Raw genomic sequence first — 25,500 nt, forward strand, 5'->3', positions numbered from 1 at the left:
CTTCATGTTTCGAGACGCCACACCGCAATCGGTTTTTTCCGGCTCGCTTGCAGCTTTCGTAGGCTTTGCATCGTCGTTTGCGGTGGTGTTGGCAGGCTTGAAGGGTGTCGGTGCGACAGACGCGCAAGCGGCGCTCGGCATGTCGGCAGCGGCTGTTGCGATGGGTCTCAGTTCCATTTTCCTTGCGTTGAAAACGAAGCTGCCAATGGGGGTCGCATGGTCCACACCGGGCGCTGCACTTCTGGCTAGCGCAGCTGTACCAGCCGGTGGGTTTCCCGCTGCAGTGGGGGCCTTTATCGTGTGCGGTGCGCTGCTTGTTCTGGCAGGCTTGTTCAAACCATTTGGGCGAGCGGTAGCTGCTATCCCCGGGCCATTGGCCAACGCACTTTTGGCTGGCGTATTGCTGCAATTGTGCCTTGCGCCCATTCAGGCCATCGCCTTCGACTGGCGGTTGGGTCTTCCGATCCTGCTGGCATGGATCGTCATGCAGCGTTTCAACAAGGCGCTCGCGGTTCCAGCCGCATTGGTGGCGTTTGCGGTGGTCGTGGTCTTCGGCGTCACGTTCCCTGCCGGTTGGGAGCAGCAGTTGGGCGATGCGTTGTTGCCCGACATCGCGCTCATCATGCCGGTGTTCGAACCAGCCGCGATCCTCGGCATCGCGCTGCCGCTTTTTGTGGTCACGATGGCATCGCAAAACATTCCCGGCATCGCGGTTTTGAAAGCCTATGGCTACGAGCCAGATGCCGGTCCGGCCATCGCAACAACGGGTGTGTTTTCCGCCCTCTTCGCGCCGCTGGGTGCCCACGCGGTCAACCTGTCCGCTATAGTAGCCGCTATGATGGCAAGCGAGGAAGCAGGGCCGGACCCTGCGAAACGCTATGTGGCGGCAGCCGTTTTCGGCATCGGATCGGTGTTGTTCGGCCTGTTTGCAGGGGTCGCTGCGGCCTTCGTGTCGCTTGCTCCGCCAGTGCTTATCACCGCCGTTGCAGGCTTGGCTTTGGTGGGCGCGTTCTCGGCGTCCGCCATGGCCGCGTTTGCTGATGAGCGCTTGCGCCCAGCTGCTGCAGTCACATTTCTAGCAGGAGCGTCGGGCCTGAGTTTGTTGGGAATTTCGGGTGCGTTCTGGGGGCTGATCGCCGGGTTGGTGATGGTCTTTCTGTTAAAGAAGCCGCCGCCTACGACTTAAAACTTAGTCCGTGCCCGCATAGCAGCTGACAGCGTGCCTTCATCCAGATAATCTAGTTCGCCACCCACCGGCACACCGTGGGCGAGGCGGGAGATGTTGACCTCCATGCCGCGCAGTTGGTCGGTGATGTAGTGGGCTGTGGTTTGGCCTTCAACGGTGGCATTGACCGCAATGACCAGCTCACTCACCGCGCCACTGGATACCCGCTCCACCAATTGCGAGATCGACAGATCTTCCGGCCCGATACCGTCCAGCGGTGAAAGCACGCCGCCCAGCACGTGATACTTCGCGTTATTCATCACGGCGGCCCGCTCCAGCGCCCACAGGTCCGAGACGTCCTCTACGACGATGATGGTGGAGCCATCACGGCGCGGGTCACGACACAGGGCGCAGGGGTTGCTGGTGTCGATGTTTCCGCAGGTCGAGCACTCACCAACCTTCTCCACCGCGTCGTTGATCGCACTGGCCAGCGGCGACATCAGCGCATCTTTGCGCTTGATAAGGTGAAGCGCGGCACGGCGGGCGGAGCGGGGGCCAAGGCCGGGCAGACGCGCAAGCAGTTGGATCAGCCGATCTATTTCCTGACCGGACTCGTTTGGTTTCGCGCGTTCGTCGTCAAATGCCATGGATCATGCAGCCTTACGTTCCACGGGGTTTCGCCCGCGTCCGGCGCACAGCGTTGATCTGCACCAGTTGAAGGCGACGGATACGGCGTGGGTCGGCCTCCAGCACACGCAGCTCGAACCCGGGAATACCGCGCACGACTTCGCCGCGTACGGGAACGTGGCCTGCGATGGCGAAGGCCAATCCGCCAAGCGTGTCCACATCATCGCCGCGTTCGCCGGGGATGAAATGATCGCCGATTTCCTCGACCAGTTTTTCCAGTTCGATACGCGGATCGACCAACCACAGGCCATCGCCCTGCGATGTGATGAGATCATCATCATCATCATCGTGCTCGTCTTCGATTTCGCCGACGACTTCCTCGACCACATCTTCGAGCGACACCAGGCCGTCGGTCCCGCCATATTCATCGATCACCAGCGCCATCTGTGTGCGCGTGGCCTGCATACGCGCCATGAGATCGGAGGCGAGCATCGACGGCGGCACGAACAGAACTTTCCGCATGATGTCCGTGTCGCGCAACGGGATGGACAGCGACACTTTGGTGAGGTCGATCGAACCCGATTCAATTTCTGCTGGTTTGGTTGCAGTCTTGCTTGCCGTTTTGGCCTTTGTCGCAACCTTTGCCGGTTTGTCGGTCTTCGCCTTTGTCGTTCGCTTTTTCTTAGGCGCCTGTGCGGTGGCGATGATGTGCGTCAGCAGGTCTTTCACCAGCACCATGCCGCGCGGATCGTCCAGCGTGTCGTCATAAACCGGCATCCGGCTGTGGCCGTTATCCTGAAATTCCCGCAGCACTTCTTCCAGCGTGTCGTCGTGGGAAACCGCATGAATTTCGGCGCGGGGCACCATCACGTCTTCGACGCGCTGCTCGCGGAAACGCAGGATATTTTGCAGCAGCGCGCGTTCTTCTGGCGAGAAGGCGTCGGAGCCTTCGCCACCAAGCGTCAGTGCCTCGTTGAGATCATCGCGAATTGTGCTGGGACCGCGCAAACGCAGCGTCGTCATCAAACGATCGAACCAGCCCAAACCGCCGGGCGCAGTGTTTTCCAGCAAGGCTGGCGAGCGGTTGGTGGGCAGCGGTTCGGCATCAGGGTCGATAGATGTAGGAGATACCGGACTGTCGGCGTCAGCTTCGGTAGCGCTTTCATTTTCAGAAACGCTGGCTGAAGCATCATCCGTGCGGTCGGCAGAAGCATCGTGTTTAAGGTCGTTCATGGAGAAAGCTTAGCCTATCGCGGGTCGGCTGCATATGGAGATGGCAGGGCGGAAGTTCAACGCAAATCCGCGCCAAGTGGCTCGGTATCTGCATAGGGGTCGGCATAGGGGTCGGCATAGGGATCGGCCATGGAAAGATCGGCTAAGATCCGCCGTTCAAGGGCTTCCATCTCGTCCGCCTCTGTGTCGTTTTCATGGTCATGTCCGATAAGATGCAGCAGGCCGTGGACGATCATGTGGGTGAGATGATTATCGAAGCTCTTGGCCTGTTCTTCGGCTTCCCGCGCAACGGTTTCCTGCGCGATGGCGATATCGCCCAAAAGGGGTGTGACGGGTCCGCCGCCTTCGTTGGCCGCAAAGGACAGCACGTTGGTGGGCTTGTCCTGACCGCGCCAATCGCGGTTCAACACGCGCACAGCTTCATCGTTCGTGAACAGAAACGATGTTTCCGCATCCTCCGGCAGACCATCCACGATGTGGGGCGCAGCTGTAGCAAGCGTACGCTCGATCAACGTGGCGAGCGCAGCCTCATCGCCCCACTCGCCGCCCTCGATGGTCAGATCGAAGGCGATCAAGAGCGGTTCTGCGACAGGCGGCGGCCCTCTTCGTCGTAGGCTTTCACGATGCGACCAACCAGCTTGTGGCGCACCACATCATCGCCGGTGAACGCCACCATAGAGATGCCTTTGACTGGCTTGAGAAGCCGCAGCGCTTCCACGAGACCCGACTCTTGACCTCTGGGAAGATCGATCTGGCTGGGGTCGCCGGTGATGATCATTTTTGAACCTTCACCCAGACGGGTGAGAAACATTTTCATCTGCATGGTCGTCGTGTTCTGCGCTTCATCCAAAATGACAGCGGAATGCGCCAGTGTGCGACCGCGCATGAAGGCCAGCGGCGCGATTTCGATGACGCCGGACGTGATCGCCCGCTCCACCTTATCGCCGGGGATCATGTCGTAGAGCGCGTCGTAGAGGGGGCGCAGATAGGGATCGACTTTCTCCTTCATGTCGCCTGGCAGAAAACCGAGGCGTTCGCCTGCTTCGACAGCAGGGCGGGACAGGATGATGCGATCCACCGCGCCGCGTTCCAGCAGAGCGGCGGCATGGGCGACGGCAAGATAGGTCTTACCGGTACCGGCAGGGCCGGTGCCGAAGATCATTTCGGACCGCTCCATCGCGCGGATGTAATCGTCCTGCGTTCTCGTGCGGGCATGGAGCGTTTTGCGAACGGTCGAAATAGACGCCATGGACAATGGCTGCGCGGGAGCGGCCACTTCATCCTGCGCGGGGGCTGGAATGTCTTCCGCATCACGGGGCGGCAAATGCGGCGCTGCAGCATCGCGACCAACCTGACGGATCGCGCCTTCCATGTCGCCTGCCTCGACGGCCTCGCCCGCTTCGATGCGGTCGTAGAGCGCGTTCAGCACGATGCTGGCATGGGCCACATCTGTCGGGTCGCCGGTGAGCTGCACCGTGTTGCCCCGCGTGCTGGCTTCCAGCCGCAAGTCGCGTTCCAGCACGGCGACGTGCTGGTCGTATTGCCCGAAAAGGGCGCTGGCACTGGCGTTGTTTTCAAAGGTCAGCGTGACGGTTTCGCTGGCTTCCAGACGGTCGGCGTCGACGGCTGGTTCGGTGATGAAATCTGGCAGATTTTCGGTGTTGCTCAAAGCGTGGCGGTTTCCATGTTTTGGGAGGTTGAGTTGTGGGATGCGGGTGGAGCAAGCTGCGCGCCTGCCCCCATGAGAGAATTGGCCTGCGCGGCGATAACGTCAACGGACACGATGTCGCCGATGGCACCCAAGGTGCGCGGCATGACGACGGATTGAAGCCAAGGCGAGCGTCCGATCCACTGGTCTTCCGTGCGCCCGGGCTTTTCGATCAGCACGTCGATGGTCTTGCCGATGCAGGCGGCGTTGAACGCTTTCTGCTGGTCGGACAGCAACGCCTGCAGGCGCGCAAGACGTTCGGTCTTCACCGCCTCGTCCACCTGATCGGTCATTTCCGCGCCGGGGGTGCCGGGGCGCATGGAATATTTGAACGAGTAGCAAGCGGCGTAATTCGTCTGCCGGACGATTTCCATCGTCGCTTCGAAATCGTCGTCCGTCTCGCCGGGGAAGCCGACGATCATGTCACCGGAGATCGCGATGTCGGGGCGTGCTTCGCGCACGCGGTTGATGATCGACAGGTAATCTGCGCTGGTGTGGCCACGGTTCATGGATTTGAGAATTTTGTCCGATCCGGCCTGCACCGGCAGATGCAGATAGGGCATCAGACAATCGAGATCACGGTGGGCCTCGATCAGATCGTCCGCCATGTCACGCGGGTGGGACGTGACGTAGCGCAGTCGCGCGATGCCGGGCAGGGCGGCGAGATGGTGCAAAAGATGGCCGAGACCCAACTCGCGGCCTGTGCCATCGACGCCGTGCCAAGCGTTGACGTTCTGCCCCAGCAGCGTGATTTCACGCACGCCGGCGTCGATCAGGGCGCGGGCTTCATCGAGAATTTGCGCCAGCGGTCGGGAGACTTCGGCACCGCGCGTGTAAGGCACCACGCAGAAGGTGCAGAATTTATCACAGCCTTCCTGAACCGTCAGAAAGGCAGTCACGCCCCGCGCCTGAACCTGTCGTTTCTTCGGCAGTGCGAGGTGCTCGAATTTGTCCTCCACCGCATATTCGGTGTCGACCTGCGGGCCGGATTTTGAACGGGTCACGATTTCCGGCAGGCGGTGATACGTTTGCGGTCCGACCACCAGATCGACCGCGCGTTCACGGCGGATGATTTCCTGCCCCTCGGCCTGCGCCACGCAACCAGTCACACCGATGGTCAGCGGACGGTCCGTGCCTGCGCGCGTTTCCTTCAACTGGCGGATGCGACCGAGATTGGAATAGACCTTCTCCGCCGCCTTCTCACGAATGTGGCAGGTGTTCAGCAGCACCAGATCGGCGTCTTCCATCGTGGTGGTTGGCGCATAGCCATCGGCTTCCAGCGCGTCGCTCATGCGCGTGGAATCATAGACATTCATCTGGCAGCCCCAGGTCTTGATGAAGACCTTTTTGGTAGGTGCTTGGGGCTCTGGTTTTTTGGTATCGTTTTGCATTCCGCTCACATAGGCCGATTCAGGCGCAACGCAAAGACTTGTCAGCCCCGTGAAGGGTCCAGCATCGCTTCGATCGCCTCGCGTGTCGTGGCGGCCACTCTTTTGCGGTGGGTGGAGGCGTCGAACACCACCGGCTCGCCCAGTTTCACATGAACATCCAATGCGCCGACCCGCACCAACGGCAATATGCTTTCGCCGATGCCGATTTCACCGGGCCACGAAACGTGGGGGCGTTCGGCGCGGGTGAGCGGGAGGCCGTGCAGATGGGTGTAGTGGATCGCCACCGGCTGCACCGTCGCGTGATCGACTTCGGATTCCTTCAGCGCAAGTTTGGCGGCCTCGAACAGTGAGGTCTTGAACGGCTCGATGCGGTTGTGGTCGGTCGTCGTGCCTTCCGGAAACAGCACCATCACCTCGTTCAGCACCATACGCTCGGCGATATCACCGGCCTGAATGGCAGAACCGCGACGGTCGCCACGTTCAACGAAAACGGTTCGTTGCAACTGCGCGAGCTGTCCGAAAACGGGCCACGATTTCATATCGGATTTCGCCACGAAACTCAGCGGTGCAATCGACCCCAGCACAACGATATCGAGCCAACTCACATGGTTGGAGACCAGCAGCAGCGGTCGGTCTTTCGGCATCTTGTTGGAGACGTGGCAGCGCACGCCGAACAGGAACAGCAGCCCCTTGTGAAACAGCACGGGCATGCGCCCGGCGGGAAAGCGCAGGCCGAATTTCAACAACAGCAGTGCCACCAGATGAAACGGCAACAGAAGCAACAGCCATATCACGGCAAGTGTCAGAGCAAGAACGAGCCGCAGTTGCGCCATCAGTCCTTTGCGTCCTCATCATTAAGCGGCACCGCATAGAGTTCCAGCCTGTGGTCCACCAGCTTGTAACCAAGGTCTCGTGCGATGGCCTCTTGCAGCGCTTCGATTTTTTCGTTGCGAAACTCGATGACGCGGCCAGTGCGGGTGTCGATCAGGTGGTCGTGGTGGGCTTCCGGTGCCGGTTCGTAACGGGCGCGGCCATCTCGGAAATCGTGGCGTTCGATGATGCCCGCATCTTCGAACAAGGCAACGGTGCGATAGACCGTCGAGATGGAAATGCCTGCGTCGATTGCCGTTGCGCGGCGGAACAATTCTTCGGTGTCGGGGTGATCCACAGCTGCTTCCAGCACATCGGCAATGATACGCCGTTGCTCGGTCATGCGCATACCTTTGTCGATGCAAAGCTGGCGAAGGGACATAAGGTTATTTTCCGTTTGAGCAAAAGGCGATCAAATGATCGCTCGGTGCTTGTGCACCGCACCCGCGTAGCGAAGGCCGATAGGCCGACAGCGTGAGCGCAAACACTGAATCCGTTTCCATCGAAGATGGAAGCGGTCTAGCTGGTTTTGTCCGGCAGTAAAACAGCGCAGCCTTTGCCACTTTCCACAATCGCCTGCCTTGCCTACAAGCGGGCCATGGCCACCCCCGATCTCCAAATGGCCCGCATCGTCGATGCGGATGCCTTGCGCGAAGCCCTGTCGCTGCTGACGGTCGATCAGCACGGTGATGGTTCTTCCACCGATATCCGCAATCAGGCACTCGTCTTGTTCAAGGCGGCATCACGTTCCGGACGGGCCGAAGTCGAGCGCATGTTGCTGGAAGACGGGTCAGGGCAGGCGGCAGCCGAACGCATCAGCGGGCTGGAAGACGAGATCATCCGCGTGCTCTACGATTTCGCGATCACCCATGTGTTCCGCACCGCGAACCTGTCGTCGGGCGAGCGCATGGCGGTGGTCGCGGTGGGCGGTTACGGGCGCGCTTTGCTTGCGCCGGGTTCGGACCTAGATCTGCTGTTTCTGCTCGACTACAAGCAGACGGCATTGGGCGAACAGATCGTCGAATACATGCTCTATATGCTGTGGGATATCGGCTACAAAGTCGGCCATTCGACCCGCAGCATCGACCAGTGCATCGCGCTTTCGCGGGATGACATGACCATCCGCACGTCTGTGCTGGAGGCCCGTTACCTATGGGGTGAACGCAGTCTATTTGATGAACTGCGGGAACGCTTCGACCGCGATATTGTCGAAAAAACCAAACCGGAATTCATCGCGGCAAAGCTTGTCGAGCGTGACGCACGCCATAACAAATCAGGTTCGTCACGCTACCGTGTCGAACCGAATGTGAAAGAAGGCAAGGGCGGCCTGCGCGACCTGCACACGCTGTTCTGGATTGCGAAATATCACTATGGCGTACGCTCCAAGGCAGAACTTGCCGGCAAGGATGTTTTTACAAAATCCGAGTTTCGGAAGTTCGAGAAAGCTCAGAGTTTCCTGTGGGCCGTTCGCATCCATCTGCATTATCTGACGGGCCGCGCAGAAGAGCGACTTTCCTTTGATCTCCAGCCGCAGCTTGCCGAGCGTTTGGGTTACGAAGAGCGGCCAGGACAATCTGCGGTCGAACGCTTCATGAAGCACTATTTCCTCATGGCAAAAGATGTGGGCGATCTCACCCGCATCGTCTGCTCAAAATTGGAAGAAGAGCAAGCCAAGCAGGCCAGTGGTATCACAGGCATGTGGGAAAGTTTCCGCCGCCGCCCAAAAACACTGTCCGGCGAAGATGATTTCGAAATTTCCAACAACCGCATTCGTCCTTGCGGTTCGGGGATTTTCGAAAACGATCCCGTGCAGCTCATTCGCATGTTCCAACTGGCGGAAGAAAACGAATTACTGTTCCATCCGGACGCGATGCAATGGGCTTCTCGCGGTCGCAAACTGATCGACAAGATCGTGCGCGAAGACCCCCGCGCCAACGAGGCGTTCATCGCTTTGCTCACGTCGCCCGTCTGGCCGGAACGCACGTTGCGAAAAATGAACGAGACGGGCGTGTTGGGCCGCTTCATCCCCGCATTCGGCAAGATAGTCGCGATGATGCAGTTCAACATGTACCACCACTACACGGTGGACGAACATCTGATACGGACCATCGGCGTGTTGACGCAGATCGAAAAGGGCGAGGCGGAAGACAAGCACCCGCTGGCCAACGAGATCATGGCCGAGATGGTGGGCGATGAAAGCACCCGCAAGGTGCTGTACGTCACTGCATTGCTGCACGATATCGCCAAGGGCAGGCCGGAAGACCATTCGATTGCCGGTGCAAAAGTTGCCCGCAAATTGTGCCCGCGTCTGGGCCTCGACAAACACGAGACGGAGCGTGTGGCCTGGCTGATCGAGCATCATCTCTTGATGTCCGACACCGCCCAGTCGCGCGATCTGAACGATGCCAAAACCATCTCGGATTTTGCAGCCACCATGCAGTCGCTGGAACGCATGAAGCAGCTTCTGGTGCTCACCGTTTGCGATATCCGCGCCGTCGGCCCGGGCGTGTGGAACGGCTGGAAGGGCCAGCTTCTACGGACGTTGTATTACGAAGCAGAACCGCATCTCACCGGCGGTTTCACCCGCACTCCACGCCGCCAGCGCGTGGCCGCCATGCGTGAAGAGTTGCGCGAAGCCTTGCTGGCCGAAGATGGAACGGACGCTGCCCATATCGCCGACCTGCACTACGACAATTACCTGTTGTCTGTGGAACTTCCCGACCAAATCCGCCACGCGAAATTTATTGCGGAAACGGATGCAGCGAGCATCCCGGTGGCCACCCACATCGCCACGCGCAATTTCGAGGCGATCACTGAAATCACCCTCGTCGCACCGGACCACCCACGCTTGTTGTCCACGATCACTGGCGTTTGCGCGGCGTCGGGTGCGAACATCGAAGACGCTGAAATTTACACCATGAAGGATGGCCGCGCTTTGGATTCAATCTTCGTCGGGCGTCTCTATGACGACCCAGATGATGAAAAGCGCCGCGCGAGAAACATCGCCGACACCATCGAAAAAGTGCTGCGTGGCGAAAAGCGATTGTCGGAACTGGAATCGCAAGCCGGAAAACCCGCGCGCCGCCAGCAGGCCTTCACCATCACGCCGAAAGTGACCATCGACAACGCGGCGTCGAACAAGTTTACCGTCATCGAATTGGAAGCGCTGGACCGCTCCGGCGTGCTGTCGCGCATTACCGACACGCTGGCCGATTTGTCGCTAGACATCGCCTCAGCCCACATCGCCACTTACGGCGAGAAATTCGTCGACACCTTCTATGTTACCGATCTCGTAGGCTCGAAAATTTTGAATGAGGAACGTCTGGATATAGCGCGGGCGACCCTGCTGGAGGTTCTGGAAAACAATGCCCACGCAAAGCCGAAACGCCCGCCGACGGTGAGTAAGCCGCGCAAGAAAAAAGTGGCGGTGTAACGATATGGCCGGGGGGAAAAGCAGCGGGCTGATCGGAAAATTCGCCACCGTCGGCGGGGCAACCATGGCCAGCCGCGTGATCGGCTTTGTCCGTGAGGCGATGATGGCTGGCGCGCTGGGCACCGGTCCTGTGGCGGATGTGTTCTACACCTGTTTTCGCTTTCCCAATCTCTTCCGGCGGCTGTTCGCCGAGGGCGCGTTCAACATCGCTTTCGTGCCGCTTTTTGCGAAGGAGTTGGAAGGCCATGGCGGAGCCGGTGATAAAAGCCAAGGCGGAGCCGGTGATATAAAAAGCGGCGAAGACCAAGCCCGCGCGTTTGCTCGTGATGTTTTCGCGGTGCTGGCCTCATGGCTGATCGTGCTCACCGTGTTGGCGATGCTCACCATGCCATTTCTCGTGGCAACCATCGTCGCGCCGGGCTTCAAGGATACGCCGGAAAAATTCGATCTCGCCGTCACCATGACGCGCATCATGTTTCCCTATTTGTTGTGCATGTCGCTGGTGGCGATGTTCTCCGGCATCCTCAACTCCCTGCGCCGCTATTTCCTCGCAGCTATCGTGCCGGTGCTGCTGAACATTATTCTTGTGTTCATTCTGGCAGCGGCGATTTGGTTCGAATGGCCGGAACGTGAGGTCGGCATCGCGCTGGCTTGGGGCGTGTTGGCATCGGGCGTGGTGCAACTGGCGGCACTCTGGATGGGCATCCGACGCGAGGGCATGGGTTTCCGGCTTGCCATGCCGAAAATCACCGCGCCCGTGAAACGCCTCCTCGTGCTCATGGGGCCGGGCCTGCTCACCGGCGGTGTGCTGCAAATCAATCTGCTGGTCGGCACCATCATCGCTACCGCGCAGGACGGGGCGAATGCGCTGCTGAACTATGCCGACCGGCTGAACCAACTGCCGTTGGGCGTCATCGGTATAGCGGTGGGCGTGGTGCTGCTGCCGGAATTGTCGCGCGCCTTGAAGTCTGGCGATGCTGCTGAGGCGCAAAAGTTGCAAAACCGGTCGCTGGAATTTGCGCTGGCTCTCACGTTGCCTGCCGCCGTGGGCTTTATCGTGATCCCGGACGCCATCGTGTCGCTGCTCTACGAGCGTGGCGCGTTTGACGCGACCGCCACCCGCAACACAGCCATGGCGCTCGCTGCCTTCGCCTCGGGTCTGCCGGCTTACGTGGCGATCAAGGTTTTCCAACCTGTCTTCTTCGCCCGCGAAGACATGAAGACGCCGTTCCGCCTTTCAGTGCTGATGGTGGTTGTGAACATTGCAGCGTCGCTCCTCATGTTCCCCATCCTCGGCCATGTCGGCATTGCGCTGGCTACCTCGATTTCCGCGTGGGTGAATGTTATCGGCCTTGCAACTATCGCATGGCGTCGTGGGGAATTCCGCCCCACCGCAACAACCTTGCGCCGCCTCGCAGGCCTCCTCGCCAGCGCCGCCATCATGGGCATGCTGCTCTGGTTCCTGCGCGATTGGCTGACGGGCCTCGATGAAATCTTCTTCATTCGGCTGGCCGCAGTTGGTGGCACAATCCTGCTCGGTGCGCTCATCTACTTCGCCGCAGCCTTTGCCAGCGGCGGCCTGTCGAAAGCCGAATTCGCTCCGCTCTTGCGGCGCTTCCGCAAAACGCAATAAACAGCCCCAAACCGTCGCCCGAAAGCCGTATCCATGACCACAATTCCCGAACGAGTCTTCTCCGGCGTCCAGCCCACCGGCAACTTGCATCTTGGCAACTATCTGGGCGCGATCAAAAAATTTGTAGCGCTTCAGGAAAGCCATGATTGCATCTATTGCGTGGTCGATCTGCACGCCATCACGGTGTGGCAGGACCCTGCTGAATTGCAGCAGAACATCCGCGAAGTGACCGCGGCTTTCATCGCCTCCGGCATCGACCCAACCAAGCACATCGTCTTCAACCAGAGCCAGGTTTCCGAACACGCGGAACTCGCTTGGGTGTTCAACTGCGTCGCCCGCATGGGGTGGTTGTCGCGCATGACGCAGTTCAAGGAGAAAGCCGGCAAGGACCGCGAAAAAGCCTCCGTCGGTCTGTTTTCCTACCCCACGCTCATGGCGTCCGACATCCTCACCTACCGCGCGACCCACGTGCCGGTGGGCGAAGACCAGAAGCAGCATCTGGAACTGACGCGCGACATCGCGCAAAAATTCAACAACGACTATTCCGACCGCATCGCGCAGCTCGATTTGGGCGTACCGATGCAGGTGGGCGATGAACATGTGAACGGCTATTTTCCCCTCACCGAACCGATCATCGGCGGCCCTGCCGCCCGCGTCATGAGCCTGCGTGATGGCACCAAGAAAATGTCGAAAAGCGACCCGTCCGACCTGTCTCGCATCGTCATGACGGATGACGCCGATACCATCGCCAAGAAATTCAAGAAGGCCAAAACTGATCCTGACGCCCTGCCGTCAGAGATCGAAGGTCTGAAAGACCGCCCCGAAGCCGACAATCTCGTCGGCCTCTACGCAGCGCTTTCCGATACCGACAAAGCATCCGTGTTGGGTGAGTTCGGCGGCGCGCAGTTCGGCACTTTCAAACCCGCTTTGGCAGACCTCGCCGTGGATCGCATCGGCCCCATCGCCAACGAAATGCGCCGCCTTATGGACGACCACACACACATCGATGCGATATTGGCCGATGGTTCGGAACAGGCCAGAGCCATAGCGCGCAAGACGTTGGCCGACACCAAGGAAATCGTTGGGTTCATCGGGGCGCGATAATTGCCATAAATTCAATCATGTTGGCATGCCGACGACAGGTCGTACGGAACTTTGTAGCGTCTTGCTTCAAGTCTGCGAACATCACTCCCAGCGGTAATTGAAACTAACGCTGATGCGGTCGTCTTCGGCCATGTTCATCGGCACCTCGTGCCGCAGCCAGCTTTCCCACAGTAGAACGTCGCCGACTTGCGGTTCGACGTAGATGAAACTCCGCATCTCATAGCGCGCGTCGGTTTTGCGAACGGGGGCGGCCATCATCATGGCAGAGCGCGGGTCTTCGAATTTAATGGCGCTCGTTCCAGAAGGCATGGCCACATAGGTCGTGCCGCTGATCACGCTGTGGGGATGCAGATGAGAGGTGTGAATTCCGCCCTCCGGCAGGATGTTGATCCATAGCGAATCCATCTTGAGTTTTTTGCCATCCAGATTGAATTCCAGATCTTTGGCAAAGGCGGCCACATGCTTGTCGAGGGACTTCACCAACTCTTTGAAGGTGGGAAAACGCCACGCGAGGTCGTCCAGCGATGAATAGCTCGTATAACCGGGGAAGTCGCTTTCCTCACACCAGTTTTGGCCGGCCTCGTCATCCTCGGCAACCGACAAACAGGTCGCCTCAAGTTCGGCAGCATCCGGCGCTTTGCCATGTTCGGAAACGGCAGCGTGGTAGAGGCGGGTGACGAAAAAGGAGCTGATTTTTGGCATGCGGCTTCTATAAGCAATGTGAGGCTAGAGAGCGAGAGATCATGTGGCTTCGCGCTGTAAACCCAAACAAGCGGGTGATGTCGTGCTGCGAAAGGTAGGCGCCAAGACCAAGCCCTTAGTGGCAAGAGCTACCCTTGCTAGAAGCCTGCAATGTCTCACCTGCACAGTTCAGCGGGCGTTTTGTGCCTTCGCCTGCAGCGCTCATGCCGCCGATAGCAGCGAGTGCGATCATACCGGCAGCTAGCCCGTACTCAATTGCTGTTGCGCCGCGTTCATCGCCCGCAAACCTTTTGGTAAACCCGCGCTTGAGCACGAAGTATCGTCTTAAAAAGCTCATCTTTTGCACTCGTTGTCGTCTGATAAATACTGACAATGACCCCTTTAACTTAAGAATTTGAATAAAACCCACGACCTTTCAGCCGGTATGAGCGCAGTGTTCTGGTAAGTATGATGATGCCCTTTCGTGCTTCCCACGCACCCCTTGCCGATATAGATTGACGTGTTCGGCGGCCTTGGCTGCCCCTCAAGCGGCAAGACGATTCCATGGTTTCAAAACGCGAAGTACGCATCGAAGGCCACAAGCGAAAATTCCTCGCTGTGGTGGATTCTACCCCTGAATGCGAAAAGGCGATCCACTACGCGGCGCGCCGTGTGGCGGCCATCGATGCCCATCTGGTGCTGATCTATGTCATCGTACCGCAAGATTTCGGCCACTGGCTGGGCGTGGAAGATGTCATGCGCTCGGAAGGCCGCGCCGCCGCTGATGCAGCACTTGCCAAAGGCATGGCCTGGTGCACGGAATTCGGCGGAATCACGCCGGAACTCGTGGTGCGTGAAGGCCAACCTGCGCAGGCCATCGAAGAACTGATTGAGGAAGACCACGACATAGCGCTCATGGTGCTGGCCGCTGGCGATGATAAAGAAGGACCCGGCCCGCTGGTTTCCGCTATCGCCGGATCATCGGCTGCGTTCTCGATCCCCGTAACGGTCGTACCTGCCACGCTAACGGATGAAGATATCGACGATCTTGTTTAACAGCATGATCGACCTAGCCTCACTGGCGTCCATCGCACTCGCCTTTCTCGTGGTCACGGTATCACCCGGTCCAGCCAATATCGCGGTTGCCACCGTTTCCATGAGCGCTGGTCGTAAAGCCGGGCACAGTTTTGCGCTTGGGCTTTCCTGTGGACTCGCGTTTTGGGGGTTGGTCGCGGCCACCGGTATGGGGGCTGTGCTTCAAAGTACGCCGCCTGTTTTGATCGCCATGAAGCTGTTGGGCGGCGCTTATCTTATATGGTTGGCGCTCCAATCCGCCCGCTCCGCCATGCGATCAGAAAAGCACGCGATTTCCGAGGCTCCACAAGGGCGTTGGTTTCGGCAGGGGCTTTTGCTCAATTTGTCTAACCCCAAGGCGGTGGTTGCGTGGATGGCAGCGCTTTCCATGGGGCTGGGTGACAGCGGTGCAGCAGGTATGTTGCCGGTTGCCACAGCCCTGTGCATCGCTATCGGTTTTGCGAATTACACGGTGCATGCCGCTGCCTTTTCACTGCCCGGTTTCATGCGCGGCTATCAGCGTATGCGGCGTGCAGTGGACGGTGCGGTATCGGTGCTTTTCGCAGCCGCAGGTTTTGGCCTGCTAAGATCTGCCCTCACACGTTAAACTGCGACCGCTTAGGGGCAAAAAGCGAGACGCGCTTCGGCGTGATACGATACGCCCTTGATCGCGACTTCAACTACCCCTATTTTTGAAGAGTTATAAAGTCCGATTTTTATACGCCCCGCAAGCCCGCCACCCAAAGGTGCCACCATGTTCATTCAGACCGAAGCCACGCCGAACCCCGCGACGCTGAAATTTTTGCCCGGTCAAACCGTGGCGGAAAATGGCCCGTTTGAATTTTCCGATGCTGTTGATGCCGAAGATCGCTCGCCGCTGGCAGCTGGTCTGTTTGCCATTCCTTCCGTCTCCGGCGTGTTCTTCGGCTACGATTTCGTGACCATCACCAAGAACGATACTGCCGATTGGCAGCACGTGAAGCCCGCCGTCTTGGGCGTCATCATGGAGCATTTCATGTCCGGCGCGCCGGTTATGAACGCTGATGCTGCTGGCGGCACCGAAGTTGCGCCGGAAGGGTTCGTGGAAGAAGGCTCCGAAGAAATCGTCTCCACAATCAAGGAATTGTTGGAAACCCGTGTCCGTCCCGCCGTGGCGCAGGACGGTGGCGACATCACCTTTCACGGTTTCAAGGATGGCCGCGTCTATCTGAAAATGCGCGGCGCCTGCGCCGGTTGCCCGTCTTCCACCGCTACCCTGCAGCACGGGATTCAGAACCTGCTGAAGCATTTTATTCCTGAAGTAGAGGCGGTGGAAGCCGTAGCGTAGCGGTTTTTTGTTTGCGCTCACGCTGTCGGGCTTCGCCCTTCGCTGCGCGGGCGCGCCGCATAAGCGCCGGTCGCTCTTCGCTCCGGCAGCCCGACAGGGCTGCGGGCGGCTTGCTCGGAGTTGAGGCAATTTTGAACGTGCATATTGGATAGTGCTTTTTGCTGCTTGCCGTTGATACATCCGGTCCTGATTGCACCGTTGTGCTGGCCGATCCCGCCACGGGTAAGATCATCAGCAGCGCCAGCGAACATCTTGGTCGTGGTCATGCTGAACGGTTGATGACCATGATCGGCGAAGTACTGGCAGAGGTCGACGCCACCTATTCGGACCTCACCATGATTGGCTGCACCATCGGTCCCGGCTCTTTCACCGGTCTGCGCGTTGGTATGGCTGCGGCTAAAGGGTTGGCGCTGGCGGCGAATATTCCCTGTATTGGCGTCACGGTGTTCGAAGGCATTCACGCGGGCCTTCCGAACGGACCTGCTGCTGTTGTGCAGGACGCTAAACGCGGCGAAGTCTGGATGCAGGTCTTTGGCGAAACCGAAGCCGGCGAACCTGTAGCCCTACCTCCAGGTCACGCCGTTGCTGCCCTGCCGCAAGATATAACTCACCTCGCCGGTTCCGGCGCTGCCCTCATCATTGCCGCGGCACATGAAATGGGTCGAACCGGCTTGCAGGCCATCGAGGGCACCGTTGCAGTCACGCCAGCAGGCATTGCCACTGCGTGTCTTGCCGTCCGTGACCGCAGCGGGCCGGTGCGTCCTCTCTACCTTCGTGCGCCGGACGCCAAACCCCAGGCCAAATTGGTTGCAGACGTCGCACTGGCAGGCGTGGTGAAGGCCAACACAGGCGTCGCGTAATGTTGGGTCTGCGAGGAAAGCGCCGTGAGCCAGTCGTTCTCGACGCGGAACCTGCCGATCACGGACCAATCGCGACACTGCACGCATCAGCTTTCACCCGTGGTTGGGGTGCGGTGGAAATCGCGCGGCTTTCGGGTCAGGAAAATGTCAGTCTTCTGGTCGCCCGACGCGTGGGCGAGAAAAGCACACCACCGCTAGGTTTCAACATCATCCGTCAGACCGCTTTTGACGCGGAAATTCTGTCCATCGCAGTCGATCCGAAAAGCCGCAAAAGCGGCATCGGTGGCCTGCTGATGCGCGAAGCCATCCGCCGGTTGCAGCATGATCGTGTGGGCGAGTTGTTCCTCGAAGTCGACGCTGCGAACGAAGCTGCCGTCGCACTCTATCGGAAACTCGGTTTCAAAGAAGTCGGCAAGCGCGAGGGTTATTACGATGGTGGAAAAGGCCACGCGCTGGTAATGCGGTTGGACTTGGCGAGGAAGTAGCCACCAGCTCGACTGTCATGCCCGCTTATGCGGGGATGACAGTATGATGTTTATGAGTTTGCCCACTAACCCGAGCGAAAAGCGACCGACACTTATGTGTCGTCATCGCGGAGTGAAGGGGTGTCAGCCCCGACAGCGTGAGCGCAAAATTGGTCAGACCGCCGCTTTCATGTTTTCTTCCAGATACAAACCACGCAGTTTTTCCGATACGGCTCCCGGTTTACCGGTTCCCACCGCCTTCCCGTCGATCTCCACCACAGGGTTCGCAAAGCCCGAAGCCGACGTGACAAACGCTTCGTCAGCAGCATAGGCCTCTTCGATGGTGAAGGGCCGTTCTTCCACCTTCATCTGCAACATGCGCGCACATTCCAGCACGCTTTTGCGGGTGATGCCGTGGAGGATATCGTTGGACAGGTGGCGCGTGATGATCGTGCCGTCTTTTACGATATAGGCGTTGTTCGACGTGCCTTCGGTTACGAAACCGTCCTGCATCATCCAGGCGTCATCGGCACCGCGCGACTTGGCTTCCATCTTGGCAAGCGAAGGGTAGAGCAGCTGCACCGTCTTGATATCGCGGCGGCCCCAGCGCAGATCTTCGATGGAAATCACCTTGATACCGGTTTCCAAAGATTTGGCATGAACGATGTTCTTGTGCTGGGTGAACAGCACCATGGTGACGGGCGTATCTTCCGGCGGGAAGGCGAAATCGCGATCGCCTGGATTACCGCGGGTGATCTGCAGATAGATCATACCTTCGGTCACGTTGTTACGCTCGGCGATCTCCTTGTGGATCTCCAGCATCTTGTCGCGATCGACCTTGTGCGGAATTTTCAACTCATCGAGCGAACGTTGTAGGCGCTGTATGTGGCCTTCGAAGCCGATCAGCTTGCCGTCCACAACGGTGGTGACCTCATAGACGCCATCGGCGAACAGAAAGCCCCGGTCGAAAATGGAGACGTTGGCTTCGTTTTCAGGAACGAATTCGCCGTTCAGATAAACAGTACGCATGATGGTTTTCCCTCAAGAAGTGGTCGGAGCATTTCATCACTGTGATGGAATGCGAAGAAGGCGAAAAGCCTTCCGGCAATCGTTTGCCGCTCCCCCATTTTTAGCTAGAGCGGGCGAAGGGCGAAGCCCGACAGCGTGAGCGCAACAAAAAATCAGCCCCATAGGGCCGGTTCGGGTGGATGGACGCCGCGTTCATCGAAATGCAGCGCGTTGTCACGATCTTCGGCCAACAACAGCGGCCCGTCCAGATCGGTGAATGCCGCACCCTGCGCCAACAGCGTGGCGGGGGCCATGGCGAGCGATGAGCCGACCATGCAGCCCACCATGACGTCGAAACCGGCAGCGATGGCATCGCGTTTCAAGGCCAGCGCTTCGGTGAGACCGCCGGTCTTGTCCAGCTTGATGTTGACCATGTCGTATTTGCCCGCGAGGTCCGGCAGGGAGGCGCGGTCGTGGCAGGATTCATCAGCGCAGACGGGCAGGATACGGTCCAGCGTTGCCAGCACTTCGTCATCTCCGGCGGGCATCGGTTGCTCCACCATCTTCACGCCGAGTTCCACCAGAACGGGCGCTAGTTCGGTGTAGGTCGCCGCGTCCCAGCCTTCGTTGGCGTCGATGATGATGTCGGTATTCGGGGCTCCTTCACGCACGGCGCGCAGGCGGGCGAGGTCGCCCTCTCCGCCGAGTTTCACCTTCAGCAACGGGCGGTGGGCGTGTTCGGCGGCTTTGGCGCGCATCGTGTCGGCGTCGGCCAGTGATAGCGTGTAGGCGGTAATTTCCGGTCCGATATGGGGAACGCCCGCCATCACGCTGGCGCGCTCGCCTGCGTTCTTGGCCTCCCAATCCCACAGCGCGCAATCCAGCGCGTTGCGGGCAGCGCCGCCTTCCAGTTTCGATTGCAGTACCTTGCGGTCGAGGCCGTTTGCGAAGTCCGCTTCCAGCGCCATGATCTCGGCCAGCACACTGTCCACCGTCTCATCATAGCGGGCATAGGGAACGCATTCGCCCCAGCCGGTGATGCCATCGCGCTCCACCGTCACCGTCACCACCCGCGCTTCGGTGCGGGAGCCACGGGAAATGGTGAAGACTTCCGCGAGCGGAAAGACGGTTTCGACGGCGGTGATTTTCATCGCGATCTAGGCGTCCAGCGCGTCGACCAGGCGCTCAGCGCCGTGCCGATATGGATCGACGGTTGGCAGGCCCATGCGGGCTTCGACATCGGCACACATGGTCTTGGCGTCGTCTTCCGACAGGTGCTGGGTGTTGATGGAAATTCCCACGACCTTACAATCCGGGTTCACAACCTTGGCCAATGCCAGCGCGGTGTCGCGCAGGTCTTCCAGCGATGGCTGCTGATGGCTCGGCAGACCGCGCATGTGTTTGCGGGTGGGTTCGTGGCACAGGATCAGCGCATCGGGCTGGCCGCCATGCACCAGCGCCAGCGTCACGCCGGAATACGATGCGTGAAACAGCGACCCCTGACCTTCGATCAGGTCCCAGTGGTCGGCGTCGTTATCCGGTGTCAGCCATTCGATGGAACCGGCCATGAAGTCGGCGATCACCGCGTCCAGCGGAACGCCGTTGCCGGTGATGAGAATACCGGTCTGCCCCGTGGCGCGAAAGGTGGCCTTCATGTTGCGCTCGCGCATGACCTTTTCCATGCACAGTGCGGTGTACATTTTGCCGACCGAGCAATCGGTGCCGACAGCCAGACAACGCTTGCCGGTGCGGCGTTCGCCATTGGCAATCGGGTACGGCACGGACGGTACGCGCACATCGTGCAGACCGACATTGTTGGCGCTAGCTGCTTCCACCAGGTCGAGGTCGTCTTTCAGCAAATTGTGCAGGCCGGATGCTACATCCATGCCGGCGTTCAGCGCTTCCTTGATGACCACGCGCCAGGAATCGGAAATGAACCCGCCCCGGTTGGCCACGCCGATCACCATGGTTTTGGCACCAGCAGCGATAGCTTCTTCGATGGTCATGTTTGTCAGGCCCATATCGGCCCCGCAGCCCTCAAACATCAGCTGCCCAACGCAAAGCTCCGGACGCCAGTCCTTGATACCCTGCGCCACCTTGCCAGCAAGACGATCCGGCGCATCGCCGAGGAAGAGAAGATAAGGAGTAGGAATCATGGTGCGTGCCCCCGCAGTGGTGGGTGGAAGTCTGTTGGGATCACATATCTGCCGATGGGCGGGGCGTGGCAAGCGGAGTGGGTGTGTGGAGCTATGTGAGGGGGGCGACTGGACTCATTTTTGTTAACTTATCTAACTTTGTGTTGGAATAAACGAATAATGTTGTCAGGCTTGATTTCTCAAGCACGACAAATCAGACAACAATCATGAAAATTACGAGCTTCGGACTATTTTGGCGTGAAGACGAGATAGATTGGAACCCTGGCAAGGGCATTCGAAACAGCTTCAGACTTCTGGGGAAAATTGGATCCAATCGAGGAACTATTCGTGTGACGGATTTCCGATTTCAGCAAGGAATATACATTCTATATGACGAGTACGGTCCTACATACGTTGGGCTTACGAGATCGCAGGGACTTGGAAAAAGACTAAAGGACCATCTGTCCGACCATTTAGCCGGAAAATGGGATAGATTTTCTTGGTTTGGATTCCATCCAATTGCTGAAGCGGACCCCAAAAATGGAATTTTTATGCTTAGCAAACCAGAAGAAGAGCTGACCGATAATACTCACACCACTATTGGTGATTTAGAAGCTCTCATAATACGGACTGTCGGGCCCAAACGTAATACTGCATACCCAAAATTCCAAGATGCAGAGCAATGGGAACAAATATATCATCACGACATAGAATATTATTTAAAACGTCTTGATTGCTAGATATTGCCGGTGCGATAAATCACCAAATATGTTTCGAATTTTATATTGATATTAAAAAATTAAAATTTACTAAAATATCTCATCATCACTAATTCTGCTTCTTCCGCTGCAAATGGCACACTTTCGTCTTCGAACCATCGGCGTTCTTGCGCCAGACACAACCGGGCTTTTTCGGGCGGCCCTTGTGGATGATGTAGCGGCCGCGCTTCTTGCGGTTGAAGGTCTGGTTGGACACATCGTTGCCACCGATGAAGACGTTCTTCCCGAACCGCACCTCGGCATCAGCCATTGGCGCGAAGGTGGCATGGCCCGCGAGGACAAGGCTTGCGGTTAGGGCTAAGCGTATCATGAGCGCGGTCCGGCTGCGTTGGGTTTCCGACAGCTTATAGTATCACCGGAATATTCCGCGCGGAAGGATGAGGCGATCATTCCCCGCTCAACGCCTGATTAAATTTGGCAGTGTGTTGCTAACTGCGTCCCCACATGCGCGGGGATGACAGTGAATTTGGAGTGACCGGGCTTACTTCTTATCCAGCAACAACTGCGTGCCCTTCGTCAGCTTCTCTTTTATCCCGCCGCTCAACTTCGCCAGAATCCATGGCAGGTCCACTTCGATGTGGATGTCGTCGTCGCGCACGATGAGGTGGCCGGTGATGTTTTGGCCCATGGCTCCGGCTTTGAAGTCGAGGCGGTCGCCGGACCACATCTGGTCAACTTGTACTCCTTTTCCAGCGATTTGCTCCTGCACGGTGCCGAACCCGTCTTCGATGCGGCGGCGGGCTTCCAGTTTGGTGTGCTTGTTGGGCACGTTCACGGTTACGGTCTCGGCCATCGGTCGGCTCCTTATTGTACGTTTCACTTGAGGTAGGGCGGCTGCGACGCTGTTTCAAACGATATGCTCTTGCCGCGACCCGCCTTTGACCCATAGGCTGTGGTTCACGACATCTCGCCACCGGTCTCGAACGAACGGACGGGTGGTGCATCTGGGAGGATTGCATGGCCAAGGTAGAAATGAATGTGAACGGGAAGGCGGTTGCTGCAACCGTGGACGACCGCACGTTGCTGGTGGAGTTTCTGCGCGAAGAGCGGAACCTGACCGGCACCCACATCGGCTGCGACACGTCGCAATGCGGCGCCTGCGTGGTTCATGTGGACGGCAAGGCCGTGAAATCCTGCACCATGCTGGCCGCTCAGGCTTCCGGTTCCGACGTTACCACCATCGAAGGTCTGGCAGGCGGTGGCGAATTGCACCCGATGCAGGAAGCTTTTCGCCAGCACCATGGTCTGCAATGCGGTTTCTGTACACCGGGCATGATCATGGCCGCCATCGACATCGTGAACCGTCACGGCCCGGACGTGGACGAAAAGACCATCCGCCACGACCTCGAAGGCAATATCTGCCGCTGCACCGGCTACCACAACATCGTTAAATCCATCGCCGCAGGCGCGAAGGAAATGGGCGGTTCGATGAAACAGGCCGCCGAGTAACGAAACTGGTTGAACGGGCTTTCTCCAATCGTGGAGCGGGCCAAGGCAGACAAGTCTGCCCGGCGCTAGCTGCGCCGCCCCCGCGGAGCGATTGGCATAGCCAATCTGCGTGAGCGCAAACAGGAGACTATCATGGGTATCGAAGGTATTGGCGCACGAGTGCTGCGCAAGGAAGACAAGAGATTCATCACCGGCAAGGGCCGTTACACGGACGATCACAATGCGGCGGGCCAGCACGTCGCGGTCTTTGTGCGCTCGCCCCATGCCCACGCGAAGATCAAAGGCATCGACCGCGCTGCGGCTGAAAAAATGCCCGGCATCGCCGCCATTTTCGACGGTAAACAGCTGACCGGCGACGGCATCGGCAACATCATTTGCGGCTGGATGGTCCACTCCAAGGACGGCAGCCCCATGAACATGGGCGCATGGTCGGCGCTCGCAACGGACACCGTTCGCTACGTGGGCGATGCAGTCTGCGTCGTCATCGGCGAAACCATGGCGCAGGCCCGCGCGGCTGCTGAAGCTGTCGAGATCGATTACGAGGTTCTGCCCGCCGTCGTTTCCGCCGTGGAAGCGATGAAGGATGGCGCGCCCCAGCTTCATCCGGAAGCCGCCAATAACATCATCTTCGACTGGGAAATCGGCGAAGGCGAAGCCACGGACACCGCCATCGAGGGCGCGGCTCACACCGTGTCCATCGACATCCGCAATAACCGTCTGGTGCCGAACCCGATGGAACCACGGTCTGCGCTGGCCGAGTATGATAATGCCGAAGAGCACTTCACGCTCCACACCACATCGCAGAACCCCCACGTTGCGCGTCTCGTTCTGTCCGCCTTTTATCAGGTGGCACCGGAAAACAAATTACGCGTCATTGCGCCGGATGTCGGCGGCGGTTTCGGCGCGAAGATCTACATCTACCCCGAAGAAATCGTATGCCTTTGGGCCGCCCGTAAAGCCGGTGTTTCCGCCATCAAATGGACGGCGGACCGCTCCGAAGCCTTCATGACGGACGCCCATGGCCGCGACCATGTTTCCACCGCCACGATGGGCTTCGACGAGAACCACAAGATCGTCGGCTTCAAGATCGACACGGTCGCCAATCTCGGCGCGTATATGTCGCTCTTCTCGTCCGCGACGCCCACCTATCTCTACGCCACGCTGCTGTCGGGCCAGTACAATATCCCGAACATCCACGCCAACGTGAAGACGGTTTACACCAACACCGTGCCGGTGGACGCCTATCGCGGCGCTGGCCGTCCGGAAGCCACCTATCTGGTGGAACGCATGATGACGGTCGCGGCCCGCGAGTTGGGCATCGACCCGGTGGACCTGCGCCGCAAGAACTTCATCACGTCCTTCCCTCACCAGACGCCAGTGATCATGGCCTATGACGCGGGTGACTTTAACGCCTCGCTCGATGCCGCGATGAAGGAAAGCGATTACGCGAATTTCGATAAGCGTCGCGCAGAATCTGAAGCCAACGGCAAGAAGCGCGGCATTGGCATGTCGTGCTACATCGAAGCCTGCGGCATCGCACCGTCGGCTGCGGTGGGTTCGCTCGGCGCAGGCGTCGGCCTTTGGGAAAGCGCGGAAGTTCGCGTGAACCCGGTCGGCACCGTGGAAATCCTCACCGGTTCCCACAGCCACGGTCAGGGCCACGAAACGACCTTCGCCCAGTTGGTGACCGAACGTTTCGGCTTGCCGAAAGAGAACGTGCAGGTCGTCCACGGCGACACCGACAAAGTGCAGTTCGGCATGGGTACCTACGGTTCCCGCTCCGGCGCTGTTGGCATGTCGGCCATCGAGAAAGCTCTCGACAAGGTGGAAGCGAAAGCCAAGAAAATCGCCGCCCACATGCTCGAAGCCGCCGAAGGCGACATCGAGATCAAGGATGGCGAAGTGCTGGTAAAAGGCACCGACAAAAAGCTTGGCTGGCACGAGGTCTGCCTCGGCGCTTACACCGGCCACAACCTGCCGGAAGACATGGAGCCGGGTCTGAAGGAAGGCGCGTTCTACGATCCGACGAACTTCACCTTCCCCGCCGGTTGCTACATCTGCGAGGTGGAGGTTGATCCCGACACGGGCATCACCACCATTGAACAGTTCGTGGCTGCCGACGATTTCGGTCGCATCATCAACCCGATGATCGTCGAAGGTCAGGTCCATGGTGGCTTGGCCCAAGGCATCGGTCAGGCGCTCATGGAAAACGCTGTCTATGACGATGAAGGTCAGCTGATTTCGGCCTCCTACATGGATTACCAGATGCCCCGCGCAGAGGACCTGCCGGACTTTCAGGTGTCCCACCAGACCACGCTGTGCCCGGGCAACCCGCTCGGCATCAAAGGCTGTGGCGAGGCCGGTGCCATCGGTTCGCCGCCTGCCGTCATCAACGCCATCACCGATGCGCTTGGCCACGAAGGCATCACGATGCCGGCCAGCCCGCACAATGTGTGGAAGGCGATCCATGGCGGGCCGAACGGCACGAACGACAACAACCAGTTCGAGCGCCACATCACCGACGCGGCTGAGTGATCTTAAGTGGGGCGAGCAGTCGCC

At 58.9% G+C, this 25,500-nt stretch carries 26 protein-coding genes; 12 read left to right on the top strand and 14 right to left on the bottom strand.

Annotated features, from left to right (window positions below):
* Positions 1-4: 4 nt before the first annotated feature.
* Positions 5-1,186, top strand: a complete 1,182-nt coding sequence (locus tag R2A130_RS12475; RefSeq protein ID WP_009464854.1) for a benzoate/H(+) symporter BenE family transporter — start codon at positions 5-7, stop codon at positions 1,184-1,186.
* On the opposite strand, the gene recR is transcribed toward R2A130_RS12475, so the two are convergent.
* The 7 genes from recR to R2A130_RS12510 are packed head-to-tail and all read right to left on the bottom strand — an operon-like array spanning position 1,183 to position 7,376.
* Entirely contained in the window at positions 1,183-1,812 is a 630-nt protein-coding gene (gene recR, locus R2A130_RS12480; RefSeq protein ID WP_009464855.1) for a recombination mediator RecR, read from the bottom strand. The two genes, R2A130_RS12475 and recR, sit on opposite strands and share 4 nt — an antisense overlap.
* A gap of 13 nt (positions 1,813-1,825) precedes the next feature.
* Entirely contained in the window at positions 1,826-3,025 is a 1,200-nt protein-coding gene (locus R2A130_RS12485; RefSeq protein WP_009464856.1) for a CBS domain-containing protein, read from the bottom strand.
* 56 nt (positions 3,026-3,081) lie between these two features.
* Complete coding sequence (gene ybeY, locus R2A130_RS12490) at positions 3,082-3,600, bottom strand: rRNA maturation RNase YbeY (RefSeq protein ID WP_009464857.1); 519 nt, start codon at positions 3,598-3,600, stop codon at positions 3,082-3,084.
* A complete protein-coding gene (locus R2A130_RS12495; RefSeq protein ID WP_247869273.1) occupies positions 3,597-4,664 on the bottom strand; it encodes a PhoH family protein in 1,068 nt (355 codons plus the stop codon). Before R2A130_RS12495 ends, ybeY begins: the two co-directional genes overlap by 4 nt.
* A 26-nt stretch (positions 4,665-4,690) precedes the next feature.
* Positions 4,691-6,124, bottom strand: coding sequence for a tRNA (N6-isopentenyl adenosine(37)-C2)-methylthiotransferase MiaB (gene miaB, locus R2A130_RS12500; protein ID WP_009464859.1), 1,434 nt, complete (start codon positions 6,122-6,124; stop codon positions 4,691-4,693).
* A gap of 41 nt (positions 6,125-6,165) precedes the next feature.
* Positions 6,166-6,957, bottom strand: a complete 792-nt coding sequence (locus tag R2A130_RS12505) for a 1-acyl-sn-glycerol-3-phosphate acyltransferase (RefSeq protein ID WP_009464860.1) — start codon at positions 6,955-6,957, stop codon at positions 6,166-6,168.
* Positions 6,957-7,376 (bottom strand): Fur family transcriptional regulator, encoded by a 420-nt coding sequence (locus R2A130_RS12510; RefSeq protein WP_009464861.1) that lies wholly within the window; start codon positions 7,374-7,376, stop codon positions 6,957-6,959. Before R2A130_RS12510 ends, R2A130_RS12505 begins: the two co-directional genes overlap by 1 nt.
* A gap of 216 nt (positions 7,377-7,592) precedes the next feature.
* On the opposite strand from R2A130_RS12510, the gene R2A130_RS12515 reads away from it, so the two are divergent.
* Genes R2A130_RS12515 through trpS form a run of 3 tightly spaced genes read left to right on the top strand, consistent with a single transcriptional unit; the run spans position 7,593 to position 13,164 of the window.
* A complete protein-coding gene (locus R2A130_RS12515) occupies positions 7,593-10,427 on the top strand; it encodes a [protein-PII] uridylyltransferase (RefSeq protein WP_040305978.1) in 2,835 nt (944 codons plus the stop codon).
* Between the two features lie 4 nt (positions 10,428-10,431).
* The gene (gene murJ, locus R2A130_RS12520) at positions 10,432-12,060 is read left to right on the top strand and encodes a murein biosynthesis integral membrane protein MurJ (protein ID WP_009464863.1); all 1,629 of its coding nucleotides are present in this window, start codon (positions 10,432-10,434) and stop codon (positions 12,058-12,060) included.
* Between the two features lie 33 nt (positions 12,061-12,093).
* Positions 12,094-13,164: a tryptophan--tRNA ligase gene (gene trpS, locus R2A130_RS12525; RefSeq protein WP_009464864.1), complete on the top strand. Its 1,071-nt coding sequence runs from the start codon at positions 12,094-12,096 to the stop codon at positions 13,162-13,164.
* Positions 13,165-13,245: 81 nt separating this feature from the next.
* Here trpS and R2A130_RS12530 read toward each other — a convergent pair whose 3' ends face one another.
* Together R2A130_RS12530 and R2A130_RS12535 are read right to left on the bottom strand one after the other, a co-directional pair.
* Entirely contained in the window at positions 13,246-13,866 is a 621-nt protein-coding gene (locus R2A130_RS12530) for a TIGR02466 family protein (RefSeq protein ID WP_009464865.1), read from the bottom strand.
* 115 nt (positions 13,867-13,981) lie between these two features.
* A complete protein-coding gene (locus R2A130_RS12535) occupies positions 13,982-14,203 on the bottom strand; it encodes a Flp family type IVb pilin (protein ID WP_083804312.1) in 222 nt (73 codons plus the stop codon).
* Positions 14,204-14,409: 206 nt separating this feature from the next.
* On the opposite strand from R2A130_RS12535, the gene R2A130_RS12540 reads away from it, so the two are divergent.
* From R2A130_RS12540 to rimI, 5 genes are all read left to right on the top strand, one after another.
* Positions 14,410-14,901, top strand: coding sequence for a universal stress protein (locus R2A130_RS12540; RefSeq protein WP_009464867.1), 492 nt, complete (start codon positions 14,410-14,412; stop codon positions 14,899-14,901).
* Positions 14,902-14,905: 4 nt separating this feature from the next.
* Positions 14,906-15,526, top strand: a complete 621-nt coding sequence (locus R2A130_RS12545) for a LysE family translocator (protein ID WP_009464868.1) — start codon at positions 14,906-14,908, stop codon at positions 15,524-15,526.
* A 147-nt stretch (positions 15,527-15,673) separates the two neighbouring features.
* Complete coding sequence (locus R2A130_RS12550; RefSeq protein ID WP_009464870.1) at positions 15,674-16,246, top strand: NifU family protein; 573 nt, start codon at positions 15,674-15,676, stop codon at positions 16,244-16,246.
* Positions 16,247-16,404: 158 nt separating this feature from the next.
* Positions 16,405-17,106 (top strand): tRNA (adenosine(37)-N6)-threonylcarbamoyltransferase complex dimerization subunit type 1 TsaB, encoded by a 702-nt coding sequence (tsaB, locus tag R2A130_RS12555; RefSeq protein ID WP_009464872.1) that lies wholly within the window; start codon positions 16,405-16,407, stop codon positions 17,104-17,106.
* The gene (rimI, locus tag R2A130_RS12560; protein WP_009464873.1) at positions 17,106-17,591 is read left to right on the top strand and encodes a ribosomal protein S18-alanine N-acetyltransferase; all 486 of its coding nucleotides are present in this window, start codon (positions 17,106-17,108) and stop codon (positions 17,589-17,591) included. Before tsaB ends, rimI begins: the two co-directional genes overlap by 1 nt.
* A 153-nt stretch (positions 17,592-17,744) precedes the next feature.
* On the opposite strand, the gene R2A130_RS12565 is transcribed toward rimI, so the two are convergent.
* From R2A130_RS12565 to dgcN, 3 genes are all read right to left on the bottom strand, one after another.
* Entirely contained in the window at positions 17,745-18,599 is an 855-nt protein-coding gene (locus tag R2A130_RS12565) for a D-amino-acid transaminase (protein WP_009464874.1), read from the bottom strand.
* A gap of 152 nt (positions 18,600-18,751) precedes the next feature.
* On the bottom strand, positions 18,752-19,729 hold the full coding sequence (gene dgcA / locus R2A130_RS12570) for an N-acetyl-D-Glu racemase DgcA (RefSeq protein WP_009464876.1): 978 nt from the start codon (positions 19,727-19,729) through the stop codon (positions 18,752-18,754).
* A gap of 6 nt (positions 19,730-19,735) precedes the next feature.
* Positions 19,736-20,734 (bottom strand): N-acetyltransferase DgcN, encoded by a 999-nt coding sequence (gene dgcN, locus R2A130_RS12575; RefSeq protein WP_009464877.1) that lies wholly within the window; start codon positions 20,732-20,734, stop codon positions 19,736-19,738.
* A gap of 206 nt (positions 20,735-20,940) precedes the next feature.
* Here dgcN and R2A130_RS12580 point away from each other — a divergent pair, with 206 nt between their 5' ends.
* Positions 20,941-21,453: a GIY-YIG nuclease family protein gene (locus R2A130_RS12580; protein ID WP_040305947.1), complete on the top strand. Its 513-nt coding sequence runs from the start codon at positions 20,941-20,943 to the stop codon at positions 21,451-21,453.
* Between the two features lie 88 nt (positions 21,454-21,541).
* Here R2A130_RS12580 and R2A130_RS12585 read toward each other — a convergent pair whose 3' ends face one another.
* Entirely contained in the window at positions 21,542-21,802 is a 261-nt protein-coding gene (locus R2A130_RS12585; RefSeq protein WP_040305949.1) for a hypothetical protein, read from the bottom strand.
* A gap of 171 nt (positions 21,803-21,973) precedes the next feature.
* The gene (locus R2A130_RS12590) at positions 21,974-22,285 is read right to left on the bottom strand and encodes a polyhydroxyalkanoic acid system family protein (RefSeq protein WP_009464879.1); all 312 of its coding nucleotides are present in this window, start codon (positions 22,283-22,285) and stop codon (positions 21,974-21,976) included.
* Positions 22,286-22,449: 164 nt separating this feature from the next.
* Between R2A130_RS12590 and R2A130_RS12595 the strand changes: the two genes are divergently transcribed.
* Both R2A130_RS12595 and R2A130_RS12600 read left to right on the top strand, forming a co-directional pair.
* Entirely contained in the window at positions 22,450-22,941 is a 492-nt protein-coding gene (locus R2A130_RS12595) for a (2Fe-2S)-binding protein (RefSeq protein WP_009464880.1), read from the top strand.
* 132 nt (positions 22,942-23,073) lie between these two features.
* Positions 23,074-25,476 carry a xanthine dehydrogenase family protein molybdopterin-binding subunit gene (locus tag R2A130_RS12600; protein ID WP_009464881.1) on the top strand — a complete coding sequence of 801 codons (2,403 nt, stop codon included), beginning with the start codon at positions 23,074-23,076 and terminating at the stop codon, positions 25,474-25,476.
* The last annotated feature ends 24 nt before the right edge of the window (positions 25,477-25,500 follow it).

The organism is Ahrensia sp. R2A130 (assembly GCF_000179775.1).
Lineage (GTDB): Bacteria > Pseudomonadota > Alphaproteobacteria > Rhizobiales > Rhizobiaceae > Pseudahrensia.